Source organism: Enterobacter sp. HMSC16D10, from assembly GCF_001807145.1.
Taxonomy (GTDB): Bacteria; Pseudomonadota; Gammaproteobacteria; order Enterobacterales; family Enterobacteriaceae; genus Enterobacter; species Enterobacter roggenkampii.
This window is the reverse complement of record NZ_KV787833.1, coordinates 154,190-172,303: the sequence shown is the minus strand read 5'-3', so window position 1 is coordinate 172,303 and position 18,114 is coordinate 154,190. Positions and strand designations below refer to the sequence as shown.

Annotated in this window: 18 protein-coding genes; 5 read left to right on the top strand and 13 right to left on the bottom strand. The window is 56.7% G+C overall.

What is annotated here, in order from left to right:
- Positions 1–17 precede the first annotated feature (17 nt).
- From trpS to pilM, 12 genes are all read right to left on the bottom strand, one after another.
- Entirely contained in the window at positions 18–1,022 is a 1,005-nt protein-coding gene (gene trpS, locus HMPREF3143_RS03745; protein ID WP_023298773.1) for a tryptophan--tRNA ligase, read from the bottom strand.
- A complete protein-coding gene (gene gph / locus HMPREF3143_RS03740) occupies positions 1,015–1,776 on the bottom strand; it encodes a phosphoglycolate phosphatase (RefSeq protein WP_070531829.1) in 762 nt (253 codons plus the stop codon). Before gph ends, trpS begins: the two co-directional genes overlap by 8 nt.
- A complete protein-coding gene (gene rpe / locus HMPREF3143_RS03735; protein WP_008503032.1) occupies positions 1,769–2,446 on the bottom strand; it encodes a ribulose-phosphate 3-epimerase in 678 nt (225 codons plus the stop codon). The genes gph and rpe overlap by 8 nt, the downstream gene beginning before the upstream one ends.
- Before the next feature lie 41 nt (positions 2,447–2,487).
- Entirely contained in the window at positions 2,488–3,300 is an 813-nt protein-coding gene (gene dam / locus HMPREF3143_RS03730; protein ID WP_070531826.1) for an adenine-specific DNA-methyltransferase, read from the bottom strand.
- Positions 3,301–3,367: 67 nt separating this feature from the next.
- Positions 3,368–4,669 (bottom strand): cell division protein DamX, encoded by a 1,302-nt coding sequence (gene damX / locus HMPREF3143_RS03725; protein WP_023294719.1) that lies wholly within the window; start codon positions 4,667–4,669, stop codon positions 3,368–3,370.
- Positions 4,670–4,761: 92 nt separating this feature from the next.
- Positions 4,762–5,850 carry a 3-dehydroquinate synthase gene (gene aroB / locus HMPREF3143_RS03720; protein ID WP_024907920.1) on the bottom strand — a complete coding sequence of 363 codons (1,089 nt, stop codon included), beginning with the start codon at positions 5,848–5,850 and terminating at the stop codon, positions 4,762–4,764.
- Positions 5,851–5,907: 57 nt separating this feature from the next.
- A complete protein-coding gene (aroK, locus tag HMPREF3143_RS03715; protein WP_003861630.1) occupies positions 5,908–6,429 on the bottom strand; it encodes a shikimate kinase AroK in 522 nt (173 codons plus the stop codon).
- Between the two features lie 286 nt (positions 6,430–6,715).
- Positions 6,716–7,954 carry a DNA uptake porin HofQ gene (gene hofQ / locus HMPREF3143_RS03710; RefSeq protein ID WP_070531822.1) on the bottom strand — a complete coding sequence of 413 codons (1,239 nt, stop codon included), beginning with the start codon at positions 7,952–7,954 and terminating at the stop codon, positions 6,716–6,718.
- Entirely contained in the window at positions 7,866–8,270 is a 405-nt protein-coding gene (locus HMPREF3143_RS03705) for a HofP DNA utilization family protein (protein WP_032664745.1), read from the bottom strand. Before HMPREF3143_RS03705 ends, hofQ begins: the two co-directional genes overlap by 89 nt.
- Positions 8,260–8,715, bottom strand: coding sequence for a HofO family protein (locus HMPREF3143_RS03700; RefSeq protein WP_070531820.1), 456 nt, complete (start codon positions 8,713–8,715; stop codon positions 8,260–8,262). Before HMPREF3143_RS03700 ends, HMPREF3143_RS03705 begins: the two co-directional genes overlap by 11 nt.
- 3 nt (positions 8,716–8,718) lie before the next feature.
- Positions 8,719–9,213: a PilN domain-containing protein gene (locus tag HMPREF3143_RS03695; RefSeq protein ID WP_070531818.1), complete on the bottom strand. Its 495-nt coding sequence runs from the start codon at positions 9,211–9,213 to the stop codon at positions 8,719–8,721.
- On the bottom strand, positions 9,210–9,986 hold the full coding sequence (pilM, locus tag HMPREF3143_RS03690; protein WP_070531815.1) for a pilus assembly protein PilM: 777 nt from the start codon (positions 9,984–9,986) through the stop codon (positions 9,210–9,212). Before pilM ends, HMPREF3143_RS03695 begins: the two co-directional genes overlap by 4 nt.
- Positions 9,987–10,106: 120 nt before the next feature.
- Between pilM and mrcA the strand changes: the two genes are divergently transcribed.
- Positions 10,107–12,659, top strand: coding sequence for a peptidoglycan glycosyltransferase/peptidoglycan DD-transpeptidase MrcA (gene mrcA / locus HMPREF3143_RS03685; RefSeq protein ID WP_023326230.1), 2,553 nt, complete (start codon positions 10,107–10,109; stop codon positions 12,657–12,659).
- A gap of 80 nt (positions 12,660–12,739) precedes the next feature.
- Here mrcA and nudE read toward each other — a convergent pair whose 3' ends face one another.
- Positions 12,740–13,300 (bottom strand): ADP compounds hydrolase NudE, encoded by a 561-nt coding sequence (nudE, locus tag HMPREF3143_RS03680; protein ID WP_008503041.1) that lies wholly within the window; start codon positions 13,298–13,300, stop codon positions 12,740–12,742.
- A 324-nt stretch (positions 13,301–13,624) separates the two neighbouring features.
- Between nudE and HMPREF3143_RS03670 the strand changes: the two genes are divergently transcribed.
- The 4 genes from HMPREF3143_RS03670 (at position 13,625) to hslO (ending at position 17,812) form a co-directional block, all read left to right on the top strand.
- Positions 13,625–15,760, top strand: a complete 2,136-nt coding sequence (locus tag HMPREF3143_RS03670) for an intracellular growth attenuator family protein (protein ID WP_008503042.1) — start codon at positions 13,625–13,627, stop codon at positions 15,758–15,760.
- A 67-nt stretch (positions 15,761–15,827) separates the two neighbouring features.
- Positions 15,828–16,511, top strand: a complete 684-nt coding sequence (gene yrfG / locus HMPREF3143_RS03665) for a GMP/IMP nucleotidase (protein WP_070531812.1) — start codon at positions 15,828–15,830, stop codon at positions 16,509–16,511.
- Positions 16,508–16,909, top strand: coding sequence for a ribosome-associated heat shock protein Hsp15 (gene hslR, locus HMPREF3143_RS03660; protein ID WP_008503044.1), 402 nt, complete (start codon positions 16,508–16,510; stop codon positions 16,907–16,909). Before yrfG ends, hslR begins: the two co-directional genes overlap by 4 nt.
- An 18-nt stretch (positions 16,910–16,927) precedes the next feature.
- Positions 16,928–17,812: an Hsp33 family molecular chaperone HslO gene (hslO, locus tag HMPREF3143_RS03655; RefSeq protein ID WP_161958630.1), complete on the top strand. Its 885-nt coding sequence runs from the start codon at positions 16,928–16,930 to the stop codon at positions 17,810–17,812.
- Positions 17,813–18,114: the final 302 nt, after the last annotated feature.

The following is an 18,114-nucleotide window of genomic DNA, read 5'->3' as shown; positions in this document are numbered from 1 at the left end:
CCACCCGGCACAGCGGCTTAAGGTTTCGCCACAAACCCAATCGCTTCATACACCGCTTTCAGGGTTTCGGACGCGCGCGCGCTGGCTTTTTCCGCCCCCTCTTTCATCACTTTCTGCAGGAACGCTTCGTCGTTACGGTAGCGGTGATAACGCTCCTGCAGCTCGGTCAGCATGCCGGAAACGGCATCTGCCACTTCGCCTTTCAGGTGGCCGTACATCTTGCCTTCGAAGTGTTTTTCCAGCTCAGGGATGCTCTGGCCGGTGACGCCGGAGAGGATATCCAGCAGGTTGGAGACGCCCGCTTTGTTCTGCACGTCGTAGCGCACAACAGGCGGCTCGTCGGAGTCCGTGACCGCGCGCTTGAGCTTTTTGACAACCGATTTCGGATCTTCCAGCAGGCCGATAACGTTGTTGCGGTTATCGTCAGACTTGGACATCTTCTTGGTCGGCTCCAGCAGCGACATTACGCGTGCGCCGGACTTCGGAATAAACGGCTCTGGTACTTTAAACACATCGCCGTAGAGCGCGTTGAAGCGCTGGGCGATATCGCGGCTCAGCTCCAGGTGCTGCTTCTGGTCTTCGCCGACAGGTACCTGGTTAGTCTGGTACAGCAGGATGTCTGCCGCCATCAGCACCGGATAGTCAAACAGGCCGGCGTTGATGTTTTCAGAGTAGCGCGCGGATTTATCCTTGAACTGCGTCATGCGGCTCAGCTCGCCGAAATAGGTGTAGCAGTTCAGCGCCCAGCCCAGCTGCGCGTGCTCCGGCACGTGAGACTGAACGAAGATGGTGCTCTTCTCTGGATCGATGCCGCAGGCCAGATACAGCGCCAGGGTGTCCAGCGTGGCTTTGCGCAGCTTCTCAGGATCCTGACGGGCGGTAATCGCATGGAGATCGACGATGCAGTAAATGCAATGGTAGTCATCCTGCATGCTGACCCACTGACGTAACGCGCCCATGTAGTTACCAATGGTCAATTCACCTGAAGGCTGTGCGCCACTAAAAACGATGGGCTTAGTCATTGTTCAATTCCTGATGTTCACTGTGCGAAAGCCCGAGTGCGGGCAACAAATCTTTGAAGCGGTCGAAAACGACGTCCGGCTCACTCAGCGTAATGGCTTCACCGTAGTTGTAGCCATAGGTTAACCCCACGGAAGGACACCCGGCCGCGCGGGCAGCCAGAATATCATTGCGGGAATCGCCGACAAAGAGCAGCTCCGCAGGCGTTAAGGATAATTTTCCTGCCACCAGCAGCAGCGGTTCCGGATGGGGCTTTTTGTTTTGCACGTCGTCGCCGCCCACAATCACGGAGAAATACTTCGCGATATTGAGCGCTTCCAGCAGCGGTGCGACAAACGGCGTGGGTTTGTTGGTCACCAGACCCAGCGGGATGCCCTTCGCGTGCAGCGCGCTCAGCGTTTCCTGAACGTCAGGGAACAGGAAGCTGCCCTCCTCGACGGTCTCTTCATAGAAACGATCGAACAGTTTGCGCAGAATACGCAGCTGCTCTTCCTGCGGGATATCCGCGTGATCGACGCTCGGTTTCCCCTGGGCGGAACGCTGCGACGCACGCTCCTGACGCGCCCACGTCAACGCGCGCGCCATCAGAACATCGGCGCCGTTGCCAATCCACGTGACGACGCGTTCTTCACCCGCAACGGGGAGTTCAAGTGCATACAGCGCCTGGTCGACGGCGCTCGTTAAGCCCGGCGCGCTGTCAACCAGCGTGCCGTCGAGGTCGAATGCCACACCCCGAATAGCCTGTAATTTATCCATGACTTACCTTCGCCAGCTCGCGGCGCATTTCATCGATGACTTTTTTGTAATCCGGTTGGTCGAAAATGGCAGAACCAGCAACGAACATATCCGCGCCTGCCGCCGCAATTTCACCAATGTTATTCACTTTCACGCCGCCGTCTACTTCCAGACGAATGTCGTAGCCTGACTCATCGATACGACGGCGGACTTCACGCAGCTTATCCAGCGTGTGAGGAATGAATGACTGGCCGCCAAAACCGGGGTTAACGGACATCAGCAGGATCACGTCCAGCTTGTCCATGACATAGTCGAGATAGCTCAGCGGCGTGGCCGGGTTAAACACCAGACCCGCTTTACAGCCGTTCTCTTTGATCAGCTGCAGCGTGCGATCCACATGTTCAGAGGCTTCCGGATGGAAGGTGATGATGCTGGCACCCGCCGCGGCGAAGTCAGGCACGATGCGATCAACCGGTTTCACCATCAGGTGAACGTCGATCGGGGCGGTAATGCCATAGTTACGCAGCGCCTTGAGCACCATCGGACCGATGGTCAGGTTAGGAACGTAGTGGTTATCCATCACGTCGAAATGGACGACATCCGCGCCAGCCGCCAGTGCGTTGGCGGTATCTTCACCCAGGCGGGCAAAATCGGCCGACAGAATTGAGGGAGCAATCAAAAACTGTTTCATCCGCTTCTCCTTGAAATGTGTTTACCGGCGGGCAAAACGGCTCAGGGGCGATAAAGAGCCAGGAGTTCGTCCACCTTTTTACGTGTGCCGCCGTTGCTGCTAATGCTACGCCGCACCTTAACCTGAAAATGCTTCGCGGCTTTGTACCATTCGCGCGTATCAGGCGTGTCGTGATTCGAAATTAACACCGGAATTCTTTTGCTGACCAGCTTTTCCGCCATCTCCGCCAGACGCGCCTGCTCGGCAGGGCTGAAGCTGTTGGTGTGGTAGGCGGTGAAGTTCGCCGTCGCAGACAGCGGCGCGTATGGGGGGTCACAGTAAACCACCGAATTGACGCCTGCCAGTTCCATACACTCTTCATAGGAGAGGCAATGAAACTCCGCGTTCTGCGCTTTTTCAGCAAAGTGATAAAGCTCGTCCTGTGGGAAATACGGGCGCTTGTAGCGACCAAACGGCACGTTAAATTCCCCGCGCAGGTTATACCGGCACAGGCCGTTGTAACCATGACGATTAAGATAGAGGAACAGCAGGGCTCTGCGGAACGGATCCTGGCTCTGGTTAAACTCCGCGCGGAACTGGTAGTAAACGTCCGGGTTATTGTTCTCGGGCGTAAACAGCTTGCGCGCCTCTGCGACATACTCATCGGTACGGAGCTTAACGATTTTATAGAGGCTGATAAGGTCGCTGTTGATATCCGCCAGGATATAACGAGAAAAATCGGTGTTGAGGAACACCGATCCCGCACCCACGAAAGGTTCGATAAGACACTCGCCTTCAGGCAGGTGCTTTTTAATATCATCGAGCAGGGGGTATTTCCCCCCTGCCCATTTCAGAAAAGCGCGATTTTTTTTCATGCTGACTAACTGATTACACCTTCTCCGGCTGTGGAGAAAGCTCCGACAGCATCCTGCGCTTTAAACATTACTTCAGATCGGCCTGAACCTGATGAATCGGCTTCGCCCATGGGTTCTTCGCCTGAACGTCAGCTGGCAGCGCCGCTACGGCACGTTTTGCTTCATCTTTTGACGAATAAACACCGCTCACCAGCACATACCACGGCTGACCGTTACGGGTCGTCTGATAAACAACATAGTTTTTCAGATTTGATTTCTTCGCCCAGCTGTTGAGGTTGTCGTAGTTAGACGAACTGCTCAGCTGCAGCGTGTAGTTGCTGGAAGGCGCAGACTTCAGCGAACCGACGTTACCTGCCGTTTTACCTGCCGCGCTGCTGGATGCGGTTGCCGTCGCGGCTGGTGCCGCTGTGGCAGCCGGTGCCGTGGTGGTCGCCGTGGCTTTCGGCGCAGTCTGCGTGACGGGCGCTTTAGCAGGCTCGCTCACCGCAGCCGTTTCCGTGCGTTTCGGCTGGGCCGGTACGGCTTTCACTTCAGGCGCTTTTACCACTGCCTGAGGTTTGGTTTCACGCTTAGGCTCAATCACTGCCTGCTTACGCTCAGGACGTGTTGTAGTCTGCGTCTGGTGCGGTTTGGTTTCCGTCGCGGCCGTTTGCGGCTGAGCGTTACCGCCGCGAATCGGGGCAACGGTTGCAGGTTCAGTTGGCAGCGTAGAGTTAACCACGACGTTATCAACCTGCTGCTGGTTCTGCGGCTGCGTCAGCGCATTGTTCAGGTCTCCCTGAACTTCCACACGCTGCTGACCTTCTGGCGCAACAGGTGCCTGACCCTGAGCTGGGGTTGAAGAAACGGGCGGCAGAGAAACATCCTGCGGCGCTGTGGTGTTACCGGCGGTCTGCTCTGCGGAAGTAGCACCCGGCGCTGGCTGTGCGCCATTCGCCTGATTGGACGCATCGTTACCGGAAAGGTTGATGCTCTTCTCAGCGGAAGCCGTTTGCTCGGTTGAGTTCGTTGACGGTGCTTTAAGCGCGGAGCCAATGCCGACAATCAGCAGCACAAGCACCAGAACGCCAAGGCCCATCATAATGTACTGGCGGGACGCCGGTTTTGGCGCAGCGGCTTTTTTACGTTTACGCGGGCGACGCTCTACAGGCTGTTCGTCCATTGAATCTTCTTCGGACTCATAATCCTCTTCTGCTCGCTCTTCGTGCGCGTTGCGGCTGCGCGAAGGGCGACGATCGTCTGCATCCAGATCAACATCGTCAAAGTTGATCTGCGGCTCGTTATCACGTTCTGAAGATTGACGAGAACGACCAGTACGACGATCGCTGGGATCGGGTTTCAGCTCGTCTTCTGGTTTGAATTCATCCATTTAACACCCCACTCAAAGGCTTATGCCAACGACTTTGCATTTCACCTGAAGCTAAACGACCACCTGCGACAGTGGCCTGACCTTTCTAGTTGTTACGCCTGCTGACAATCAGCGATAGCGCCAAGAACGACATCGTGCGGCACTCCGCCGCGCACTTCACTCTTCCCTATTGCAAGCGGGAGTACAAGACGCATCTCACCTGCCAATACTTTTTTATCGCGCATCATGTGGGGTAAATACGCTTGCGCCGACATCTCCTGCGGCCCGGTCACCGGCAAACCTGCACGCTCAAGCAGCGCAATGATACGTGCCGTCTCTTCCGGTTTGAACTGCCCAAGGCGTTCAGAGGTGCGGGCAGCCATCACCATGCCGGCCGCGACGGCTTCACCGTGCAGCCAGTTGCCGTAACCCATTTCGGCTTCAATCGCGTGACCAAACGTATGCCCAAGATTCAGTAAAGCACGTAAGCCCGTTTCACGCTCGTCTGCGGCAACAACTTCTGCTTTCAGCTCACAGCAACGACGAATGCAGTATGCCAGTTTAGCCTCATCAAGGCCCAGCAGCGCATCCATATTCTCTTCAAGCCAGCTAAAGAACTCGCCATCCAGAATAATGCCGTATTTGATCACTTCCGCCAGACCCGAAGCCAGTTCGCGCTTCGGCAGGGTTTTCAGACAGTCGAGATCCACCACCACCGATGCGGGCTGATAGAACGCGCCAATCATGTTTTTGCCGAGCGGATGGTTCACTGCCGTTTTGCCACCGACAGAGGAGTCGACCTGGGACAGCAGCGTGGTAGGGATTTGAATAAAGCGGACACCACGCTGATAGCTTGCGGCCGCAAAGCCGGTCAGATCGCCCACAACACCGCCGCCCAGGGCAAGCAGTGTTGTATCGCGACCATGCGGTTTTTGCAGCAATGCGGTAAAGACGGTATCCAGTACCGTCAGGCTTTTATACTGCTCGCCATCGGGGAGAATCACACTGTCGACTTTTACGCCCGCCTGCTCAAGCAGGTGGCGTACGCGGTCGAGATAAAGCGGAGCCAGCGTCTCGTTGGTGACCAGCATCGCCTGATCACCCGCTTTCAGTGGTAAAAAGGAAGCTGGGTCGTTAAACAAACCAGCCGCGATGGTGATAGGGTAACTACGTTCCCCGAGAGTAACTGTAATCCTCTCCATGACGCGACATCCACCTTTAATGCTTTTACCCGCAGGCGAGTGTATATAAAGCCAGAATCAGTTGCTTTCCAGCATATGAATAATCTGGTTTGCAACCACTTTAGCGCTCTGGTCGTCAGTACGAATGGTCACATCGGCAATCTCTTCATACAGCGGATTGCGTTCATCGGCCAACGCTTCCAGAACTTCGCGTGGTGGCGTTTCAACCTGCAGCAGCGGGCGCTTTTTATCGCGCTGCGTACGTGCCAGCTGTTTCTCAATGGTCGTCTCAAGATAGACCACTACGCCACGGGCGGAGAGACGGTTGCGGGTTTCGCGAGATTTCACAGAGCCGCCGCCTGTTGCCAGAACGATGCCCTGTTTTTCCGTGAGTTCGTTGATCACTTTTTCTTCTCGGTCACGGAAACCTTCTTCGCCTTCTACGTCGAAAACCCAGCCCACATCAGCTCCGGTTCGTTTCTCAATCTCTTGATCAGAATCGTAAAATTCCATATTGAGTTGTTGAGCTAACTGACGCCCAATAGTGCTTTTGCCGGCACCCATAGGCCCAACCAGAAAGATATTGCGTTTCTCTGCCATTTTATCGGTACTACTAAGACTATTCGTTAATGGTAATCCCCGCTTCGCAGACACCCGGCGTAGCAGGACATGAACTGAAACCTCATATGCAATAGAGCGAGAGTCAGACTAAAAATTATCTCAATACTCCGGCTTGTTTGGCAACTGATTAAATCACCGCGCCGGGCGCATAAGGTAATAAGACGTAAGTCCAACTCAAATCGGTACTCCTTGTATGCTAATTCATGCCCCACGTCAAACATCTGCAACAAACTGAATGCAAAATCATTGCGGGGATCGTTACCCGTCAGCGAATACCGACCAGACGTGGTGTAATAAACACCACTAATTCACGCCGTTCGTTGTCTTTCCCGTCATGGCGGAAAAGCGACCCAATCCAGGGGATGCTCCCAAGCCCCGGTACGCTGTCAGTGCCGGTTTTGTTCTTCTGGGAAAATATTCCGCCCAACGCCAGCGTTTCTCCACTTTTTACCTCCACCTGGGTTTCTATCTCCTGCTTATCGATAGCCAGCGTTTCGCCATCGGCCTGCTGCAGAACCTGTCCCGGCATATTTTCGCTGATGTGTAATTTCAGGCGCACGCGTCCCCCCGGCAATACTACCGGTGTGACCTCCATTCCGAGTACCGCCTCTTTAAACTCAACGGAGGTGGCGCCGCTTTCCCCGCTTGAGACCTGATACGGAATTTCGCTGCCCTGCTTAATGCTGGCAGGTTGCCCGTGCGAGGCCAACAGCCGCGGGCTGGCAATAATATCGACCTGCTGTTTTTGCTCCAGCGCTGAGAGCTCCAGATCCAGCAGCCGACCATTGATCCTCCCGATATTAAAACCCACGTGGCTGGTGGCGCTGGCGACGGAAAGATCGCTGCCCAGCGTCGTCAGTTGTCCAACCTTGCCCGCGTCAGTAGCGTCGGCGAGATTCCACTTCACCCCCAGTTCGCGCAGGCTTTTTTCGTTGATGGTCACAATATGCGCCGCCAGTTCGACCTGCTCGACGGGAATATCCATCTCGGCGGCCCAGCGCTGCAGCGTATCCACCGCAGCCTGGTTATCCCGAATCAGCAGACGGTTAGTACGTTTGTCGACGGATAAGCTCCCCTTTGGGCTCAGGAGTTTTTCCGCGGCTTTTTGCAGCTCCCCGGCATCCGCATAAGAAAAGGGAATGCCCTGAGTGACCAGCGGGGCATCAAGCTGTCGACGCGCCTGTTCCTGTTCTGAACGCTCCCGCTGTTCACGCTGCCAGGCCGCGGTATGCACGTAAAAAATGCCGCCTTCCTCGCGCAAGACGAGTCCGGCGCTGGAGACGACCGTCCGTAACGCCTGCCTCCAGGGAACGCGCGTCAGGTTAAGCGAAAGCGTACCGCTGACATCAGGCGATACCACCAGATTACGGTTCTCCTGTGCAACCAGGGCCTGTAACACCTGGACCACAGGCACGTCATCCACCACCAGCGTGACCGGTTTTGGCGCGGCGGCCCACAGCGGTTGGCTGAACGCCAGCAGCCACAGCATTATCCGTAAATTCATTTTTGTCCGTTCCTTCTCGTTGCCACGTCCATTTTCCCGGGTCACAGGTGTCACCCACATCAACTGCCAGCTCCGCTGCATTGACGGCGGTTATCCTCCAGCCAGCCGGGAAGCGCTCATGCATTTTCAGCCGGTGCCAGCGCTTTTCCCCATCCTGTAAAATGCCGATAGTCTCCTGCCCTTCCACCAGGCCGCGAAAGCGCCACTGCGCCAGCTCGCCAATGGCGCAAGGATCGTCCGGAGGACGAAACGGATCGCGCATACCGGTCAATAGCAGCACTGAGCAAACCAGCAAACATCGCGCGCTATTTCGCATGTTCCAGCTCCAGCTGCAGGCGTAACGCCCTACCTTGTGGCGCAATCGCGAAAGCGGCGATCTCCACATCCTGCTGTGCCAGCCGGGAAAAAAGCGCTGGAATGGCCTGCCACTCCGCATCCAGCGTCAGCTCCCCTCCATTCTGCAGCGGCTTCCAGTGAACCAGCGTCGTCTCATCGCCCTGAAAATTGAGCGGGGAGAACGGCGCCAGCTCCCGAGCCTTCGCAGAGTCCGGACGAAACGGCCCCTTTCTGACAACAGGCCATAACGATGCGTTAGTGCTTACATCCTCAATCAGCTGGCGTTGTTGTTCAGCACACTGCCTGTCTACCGGTCTGAGCAACACGCCCCACGCGACCAGCCCTGCCAGGAGACTCCCCAGGCACCAGCAGAGTACCCGATGCCAGGGACGGCTTTCGCACCAGCGTTCTAACAAGGTATTCACGCGTTACCCCTCGCTTTTGAGATGAAGCGTAAACATCCAGCGCCCCCGGCTATCCTGCCGAAGCTCGCCCGGTGTCCCGGGCGTAAAGCCCGCTATTTGGCCAAGCGCATCGCGCAGAGCAGAGAGGGCCGGCAAGGTGATGGCATAACCAGTCAATATCAGCGCAGGCGGCTGATAGCGCAGCTCTGTCAGCCAGACCTGTGAAGGAATGGCGCTGGAAAGGGATTCCAGCACCGGTTGCCATGCGCGTCGTTGCCTGGTTTGCACGGGTAGCTGCGCCTGTGCGGCCAGTTTTTGCCGGGCGACAAGCGCGTGCTGCACGGACTGCATTCCCGTCAGATCCGTTTGCAGCACGCGCAGTTTCACGAACTGGTTCATCCGCAGACAAACAATGACTACGAACATCAACAGTACTGTGCCGATACACATTGCGCCCCAGAAGCGCAGGCATCGCGCGCGCCGCTGCTGTCGCCAGGGCAGAAAATTCAGGATGCTCATCCGGGCACCTCGCTCATGGCCAACGCCAGCGCGACGGTATAATCAGCCCCGCATTCCGGCAGCGGAGCATGGCAGCGTTCCAGGATTTCCCATGGATCACGTTGGCAATCAAACAGCGCGATGTCATCCGGACCAAGCGCCAGCAGCGCCGCCAGCTCGGCCACGTTTTCTGCTTCGGTAGTTAAGCGGCGTCCCCACTGGTGGCGCATCGCCCAGAGCCACTGCCGATCGTCCCGCCAGGCGAGGCACTTCGCTGGCGCCACTGCGGGAAGAAGATTCGTCAGCGCGCTGGCATCCGGGGTAATGGTCACCAGCCGCAAACGCAGCGTTTTCGCCAGCGCCAGAAGGGTATCGACCTCGTTGTTTTGTGCGGCCGTCACGTGAAAGGTATTGCTGAAGGTATCCTGCGCGTAGTCGAAACAGAGGGTATCGGCAGACATCTCCAGTTCGCGGGCGAGCGCGCTACCCAGCCATGAGAGCTGCTCGCTGTCGCGCAGCGCAACGGTCGGGCGAGGAAGCGACCGCTGCAGAGTACGTGCTGCCGGGAAAGAGAGGAACACCCGATGGGCGTGCGGCAGCGTTTTTCGCCAGTCGCGCAACGCATCAACCAGCTGTTCTGGCTGACAAATTTTGCCGTCACGAATGATGCCTTCAGCCAGCGGGATTGCCCACCAGCGCCGCAGACGCCAGCCGGACTTCTCCCGGTCCAGCGCCACGATCAGCACCCTATCCTGTTGAATATGAACGCCCGTTTGCCATGTTTTGAAGGCCATGCTTTACGATCTCCTTATCGCCCGTCGCCCTGACGGCTATATCAATGAATCAGGCTTGCCTTTATACTACCGCGCGATTGTTTAGAAACTGCCCAAGTGAAACCAAATGGGAAATCTCCGGTGAAGTTCGTAAAGTATTTATTCATCCTTGCAGTCTGTTGCATTCTGCTGGGAGCAGGCTCGATTTACGGTTTGTACAAATATATTGAGCCACAGCTACCTGATGTCGCCACGCTTCGCGATGTGCGTCTCCAGATCCCGATGCAGGTCTATAGCGCCGATGGCGAGCTCATGGCGCAGTATGGCGAGAAGCGTCGTATCCCGCTGACCTTAAACCAAATTCCACCCGTGATGGTGAAAGCCTTTATCGCCACGGAGGACAGCCGTTTTTACGAGCACCACGGTGTCGATCCGGTGGGGATTTTCCGTGCCGCGAGCATTGCGTTGTTCTCTGGTCACGCCTCTCAGGGGGCGAGTACCATTACGCAGCAGCTGGCGCGTAACTTCTTCCTCAGCCCTGAAAAGACGCTGACCCGTAAGATCAAAGAGGTGTTCCTGGCGATCCGTATTGAGCAGCTGCTAAGCAAAGACGAGATCCTTGAGCTGTACCTCAATAAAATCTACCTGGGCTACCGTGCCTATGGCGTGGGGGCGGCCGCGCAGGTGTACTTCGGTAAGCCTGTTGAGCAACTCACCTTAAGCGAAATGGCCACCATCGCCGGTCTGCCAAAAGCGCCGTCCACCTTTAACCCGCTCTACTCGCTCGATCGCGCCACCGCGCGTCGTAACGTCGTCCTGTCACGTATGCTGAGCGAAGGCTATATCAGCCAGAGCGAGTACGACCAGGCGCGCAACGACGTCATTGACGCTAACTACCACGCCCCGGAGATCGCCTTCTCTGCGCCTTACCTGACCGAAATGGTTCGCCAGGAGATGGTGAACCGTTATGGCGACAAGGCCTATGAAGATGGCTATCGCGTGTACACCACCGTCACCCGTAAAGTGCAGCAGGCGGCGCAGGACGCGGTGCGCAACAACGTGATGGACTACGATATGCGTCACGGCTATCGCGGCCCGTCAAACGTGCTCTGGAAGGTGGGCGAAAGCGCGTGGGACAGCAAAAAAATCATCAGTACGCTGAGAGCACTGCCTACCTACGGGCCGCTCCTTCCTGCCGTGGTGACGCAGGCCGATCCTCAGGAAGCCGTTGCGACGCTGGCGGACGGTACGTCCGTCTCCCTGCGCATGGACGGTATCCGTTGGGCGCGTCCGTACCGCTCGGATACCCTGCAGGGCGCCACGCCGCGTAAAGTGACCGATGCGGTACAGACCGGGCAGCAAATCTGGGTGCGCAAGGTTGGCGAATCCTGGTGGCTGGCGCAGGTGCCGGACGTCAACTCGGCCCTGGTTTCTATCAATCCGCAGAACGGTGCTGTACTGGCCCTGGTCGGCGGGTTCGATTTCAACCAGAGCAAATTTAACCGTGCCACCCAGGCGCTGCGTCAGGTCGGTTCCAATATCAAACCGTTCCTCTACACGGCCGCGATGGATAAGGGCCTGACCCTCGCCAGCATCCTCAACGACGTGCCAATCTCCCGCTGGGATGCGGGGGCGGGTTCCGACTGGCAGCCTAAAAACTCCCCTGCGGAATATGCCGGCCCGATTCGTCTTCGTCAGGGTCTGGGACAGTCGAAAAACGTGGTGATGGTGCGTGCCATGCGCGCCATGGGCGTCGACTATGCCGCAGAGTATCTGCAGCGCTTCGGTTTCCCGGCGCAGAACATCGTTCGCACCGAGTCGCTGGCGTTAGGCTCAGCCTCCTTTACGCCGCTTCAGGTCGCGCGTGGATACTCGGTGATGGCCAACGGCGGCTTCCTGATTGACCCGTACTTCATCAGCAAGATCGAGAACGATCAGGGCGGCGTGCTGTTCGAGGCGAAGCCGAAAATTGCCTGCCCTGACTGCGATATTCCGGTCATTTATGGCAATACGCCGAAATCTGAAGTACTTGAAAACAAGGACATGGAAGACCCTGCCGTGTCGCAGGAGCAGCAGAACGGCGTGGTGCCGCAGCCGCAGCTCGAGCAGGCGAACCAGGCGCTGGTGGCGCAGACCGGCGCACAGGAATACGCCCCGCATGTGATCAACACGCCGCTGTCTTTCCTGATCAAAAGCGCGCTGAACACCAACATCTTCGGTGAGCCAGGCTGGCAGGGTACCGGCTGGCGCGCAGGACGCGATCTGCAACGCCATGATATCGGCGGTAAAACGGGGACAACCAACAGCTCGAAAGACGCGTGGTTCTCCGGTTACGGTCCGGGCGTGGTGACCTCGGTCTGGATCGGCTTCGACGATCACCGCCGCGATTTAGGGCGTACCACGGCCTCCGGCGCGATTAAAGATCAGATTTCCGGCTACGAAGGCGGCGCGAAGAGCGCGCAGCCAGCCTGGGACGCCTACATGAAGGCCGTTCTTGAAGGCGTGCCGGAGCAGCCGCTGACGCCACCGCCTGGCGTGGTGACGGTCAATATCGACCGCAGCACGGGCCAGCTCGCCAACGGCGGTAATAGTCGCGAGGAGTATTTCATCGAGGGCACACAGCCAACCACACAGGCGGTGCATGAGGTGGGTACAGAGATTATCGATAACGGCGAAACGCACGAGCTGTTCTAAATGTAAAAATGCCCGGTAAAAACCGGGCAACACAGCGTAGGCCGGGTCAGGCGAAGCCGCCACCCGGCTTTTTTTATGGCCTACAGCCGCCCCTGCCCCTTCAGCCACTCCCTTACCAGGAACAGCGCGCTCACGTTGCGAGCCTCATTAAAGTCAGGGTCTTCCAGGAGGTCCATCAGATGCGCCAGCGGCCAGCGAACCTGCGGCAGCGGCTCCGGCTCATCCCCTTCCAGCGATTCAGGATAGAGATCTTCAGCCACCACGATATTCATTTTGCTGGAAAAATAAGACGGCGCCATGCTCAGTTTTTTCAGGAATGAAAGCTCATTCGCCCCGAACCCCACCTCTTCTTTCAGCTCGCGGTTTGCCGCTTCAAAGACGGTTTCGCCCGGGTCTATCAGCCCTTTCGAGAACCCAAGCTCGTAAGATTCCGTTCCCACAGCGTATTCGCGGATCAAAATCAGATGATCGTCGACAATCGGCACAATCATCACCGCTTCGCGCGACGAGGGGCGCATACGTTCATAAACGCGACGCACACCGTTGCTGAACTCCAGATCCACACTTTCGACATTAAACAGGCGCGATTTGGCGACTGTTTCAACATTCAGAATGGTGGGTTTTTGTAGTGGTTTGCTCATCGTGATGGGTCTTAGCAGTGAGAACTGGCGTTATTGTGCGATACGCCGCACGGTTTCGGCAATGTCAATCGTTCTTTATTTACATTTATGCAACGTAGCAGGGATCAATCCTCAATTCAAAACAAATGTCAAGAGGTTGAAATGTTTCCAGGAATTTGCTGATATCGCGCCATAACAGGCTTTGCTATCATCACCGGTCACTGGGATGCGCTTCAGAATGCTCAAGTTCGACTCCATACTTGCCGATAGCCAGCCACAGACTCTCATTCAATGTAAAGGTGCTACTGACTACACCTGTAAGAAGATAAGTAAGATGGGGAAAGCATGAGCACCATTTTGATTGTTCTCGCTGCTATGCTGGCCGGCGCATTGGTTGCAGGGTGGTTGTACAGGCGCCGCATACAGCGCCGTTATCGCCTGCCTTTTTTAACTGCATTTGCGGGCGCGACCACGCGTAAACTCACGCAAGACGAGCGCGATGCGGTTGAAAACTATCTCGAAATCCTGAACCGTACTCAGCTCACGCCTGGGCCAACGGGTGCCACCGCTGCGCCCGTGGCGTTAAAGCTTAATGCGCAGAGTGATACCGTGCTCTGCGTGACGCGATCCATCACGCGCTACGGCATCACGACTGATGACCCCAACAAGTGGCGCTATTACCTTGATTCCGTCGAAGTGCATCTCCCTCCGTCCTGGGAGCAATACATTAATGACGAAAACAGCGTTGAGCTGATTCACACCGATTCATTGCCTCTGGTTATCTCGCTTAACGGCCACACGCTGAATGAATATCTTCAGGAAGCCCCGCGTTTTGCGCTGGAGCGCGCCAGTTCGACGCAGGCTTCTATTCGTGGCGAAGAGACAGAGCAGATTGAACTGCTGAACATTCGTCAGGAGACGCATGAAGAGTACGCCCTGAGCCGCCCGGACGGCATTCGTGAAGCCCTGCTGATCGTCGCCGCCTTCCTGCTCTTTTTTTTCTGCCTGCTGACGCCGGATGTGTTTGTCCCCTGGCTGGCGGGCGGTGCGGTGCTGCTGCTGGCGGGCGGGCTTTGGGGGCTCTTTGCTCCGCCGGCCAAAACCTCGTTGCGCGAGATCCACTGCCTGCGCGGGACGCCAAAGCGCTGGGGTCTGTTCGGTGAAAACGATCAGGAACACCTCAACAATATCTCGCTCGGGATTATTGACCTGATCTACCCGCGCCACTGGCAACCGTGGATCGCGCAGGATTTAGGCCAGAAAACCGATATTGATATCTACCTTGACCGCCACGTTGTGCGTCAGGGACGCTTCTTATCCCTTCATGATGAAGTGAAAAATTTCCCGCTTCAGCACTGGCTTCGCAGCACGGTCATTGCCGGGGGCGCGGCGCTGGTCTTAGTCATGCTGCTGCTTTTCGTACCGCTGGATATGCCCATCAAATTCACCCTGTCGTGGATCAAAGGGGCGCAAACCATTGAAGCGACCAGCGTCAACAAGCTGGATGAAGCCGGTGTACGCGTGGGAGACACGCTGCGCCTGAAGGGAACCGGGATGTGTAATATTCACACGCCGGGGGCATGGAACACGCGTCAGAACTCGCCGTTCATGCCTTTCGATTGCTCGCAAATTATCTGGAACGACGCACCGCCGCTGCCGCTGCCGGAATCAGAAGTGGTGAATAAAGCCACGGCGCTTACCCAGACGGTTAACCGCCAGCTGCACCCGAAACCGGACGATGATTCGCGCGTTAGTCCCGCACTGCGTTCGGCCATTCAAAAATCAGGCATGGTTCTGCTGGATGATTTTGGTGACATCGTTCTGAAAACGCAGGATCTCTGTTCTTCGCAGGATGAGTGCATACGTCTTAAAAATGCTCTGGTCAACCTCGGGAACAGTAAAGACTGGGACTCGCTGGTAAAGCGCGCCGAAGCGGGACGACTGGATGGCGTCAACGTGCTGCTGCGTCCGGTGAGTGCTGAATCGCTGGATAACCTGGTCGCCACCTCCACATCACCGTTTATGATGCGCGAAACCACCCGGGCGGCTCAGGCGCTGAACAGCCCGGCACCGGGCGGCTTTGTGATTGCAAGCGATGAAGGCAGCGACCTGGTCGATCAGCCTTACCCGCAGGTGGCGCTTTATGACTACCCGGCGCAGGAGCAGTGGAGCCAGTTCCAGCGCCTGGCGCAGATGCTGATGCAAACGCCGTTCAGCGCAGAAGGGATTGTCACGAGTGTTTATACCGACGCCAACGGCACGCGCCATATCGGCCTGCACCGGATGCCGGATAGCGCAGGTTTATGGCGCTACATCGGCACCTCTCTGCTGATGACCGCGATGCTGATCGCCATTTTCTGGAACGGCTTTATGGCCCTGCGACGCTACCAGCGCTCGCGCACCCGGCTTGCAGAGATCCAGCAATATTATGAAAATTGCCTCAATCCTAAGCTGATCCCCTCCTCTGAGAGCCTGATCTGATAACGTCGTTGCGCGACAAGATGTGCTACCCTGTCGCGCACGTTTCTTCTGGCTGGAGTTCCCCCCTATGCATCTTGATATCGACTGGCAGCAGGTCGACACCGTTCTGCTGGATATGGACGGCACGCTGCTCGATCTCGCCTTTGATAACTATTTCTGGCAAACGCTGGTGCCGGAAACCTATGGCGAGCAGCAGGGAATCTCCCCGGCAGAAGCGCAGGCATTCATTCGTTCGCAATATATCGCCGTGCAACATACGCTAAACTGGTACTGTCTGGACTACTGGAGCGAGCGCCTCGGTCTGGATATTTGTGCCATGACCACCGCCCAGGGACCACGCGCCGTGCTGCGCGAGGATACGGTTCCCTTCCTGGACGCGCTGAAAGCCAGCGGCAAGCGCCGTATTTTGCTGACTAACGCGCATCCACATAACCTGGCCGTGAAGCTGGAGCATACGGGACTGGCGTCGCACCTTGATTTATTACTTTCCACCCACACATTTGGTTATCCGAAAGAGGATCAGCGGTTGTGGCATGCGGTGAAGGAAGAGACCGGCCTGCAGCCGGAGCGCACGCTGTTCATTGACGACAGCGAGCCCATTCTGGATTCCGCGGCAAGGTTTGGCATTCGCTATTGTCTGGGCGTCACCAATCCTGACTCTGGCCTGGCTGAAAAAAGCTATCTGCGCCACCCGGGACTGAACGACTACCGCCAGATGATCCCCTCACTGACCGTGAAGGAGAGGCCATGAAAGAAAAACCCTCTGACGGGGTAAGACTGGATAAATGGCTGTGGGCGGCGCGTTTTTATAAAACGCGCGCTCTTGCCCGCGAGATGATTGACGGCGGAAAGGTGCATTACAACGGCCAGCGCAGCAAACCAAGCAAGCTGGTTGAGCTGAATGCCACCTTAACGCTGCGTCAGGGCAACGATGAACGTACGGTAGTGATTAAAGCCATTACCGAACAACGACGGCCCGCCCCGGAAGCCGTCCTGCTTTATGAAGAGACGGCGGAAAGCATTGAAAAGCGCGAGAAGACCGCGCTGGCGCGCAAAATGAATGCGCTGACCATGCCCCACCCGGACCGGCGACCGGACAAAAAAGAGCGCCGCGATCTGATGAAATTTAAACACGGTGAGAGCGAGTAACCCTCACCCGCACGAGAGATGAAAATGGCCCAACACGACCAATTACACCGCTATCTGTTTGAACAATTCGCCGTGCGCGGCGAACTGGTCACCGTATCCGAAACCTGGAAACAGATTCTGGAAAACCACAACTACCCGCTGCCGGTGAAGACCCTGTTGGGCGAACTGCTGGTTGCCACCAGCCTGCTGACCGCAACGCTGAAGTTTGCCGGCGATATCACCGTGCAGCTGCAGGGTGACGGCCCAATGTCGCTGGCGGTGATCAACGGCAATAACCAGCAGCAGATGCGCGGCGTGGCGCGCGTTCAGGGCGACGTGCCTGAAAATGCTGACCTCAAAACGCTGGTAGGTAATGGCTACCTGGTGATCACCATCTCCCCGGAGGAAGGTGAACGCTATCAGGGCGTGGTGGGTCTGGAAGGCGATACCCTGGCAGCCTGCCTGGAAGATTACTTCATGCGTTCTGAACAGCTGCCGACGCGTCTCTTCATCCGCACCGGTGAAGTGGACGGTCAGCCTGCTGCTGGCGGCATGCTGCTGCAGGTTCTGCCTGCGCAGGACGCGCAGACCAATGATTTCGAGCACCTGGCGACGCTGACCGAAACCATCAAGGCGGAAGAGCTGTTCAACCTGTCGGCGACCGACGTGCTGTGGCGTCTGTACCACGAAGAAGAAGTGACCGTCTACGACCCGCAGTCCGTGGAGTTTAAGTGCACCTGCTCCCGCGAGCGCTGCGCTGGCGCACTGAAAACCCTGCCGGATGAAGAGATCGACAGCATCATGGCGGAAGACGGCGAAATTGATATGCACTGTGACTACTGCGGTACGCACTATGTGTTCAATTCGATGGATATCGCTGAGATCCGCAACAACGCCTCCCCGGCGGATCCGCAGGTTCACTAAACCTCTTTCCCCTCACCCTCTTCCGTTTGGGAAGAGGGCTGGGTTGAGGGGTAAAAACCCCCCCCAAGCTGAATCGTTTTCCCAATGTAACTCTTACGTAATTTTCTTACGTGTATGCGATTACATTCACATTCTTTCCGATAAAATCACCAGCCTTTAACCTTTTCGGAACATTTTCCCCAACAAAAAAGCGATTCCTGCGATAATCCGCCTGCGCTGTGACTGGAGTCGCAGCGTTTTCCGTTAGTAAGGGTTTTGTCCAGATGCGTGAATCTATGAGCCCCGTCGCGGTAAACAACCTC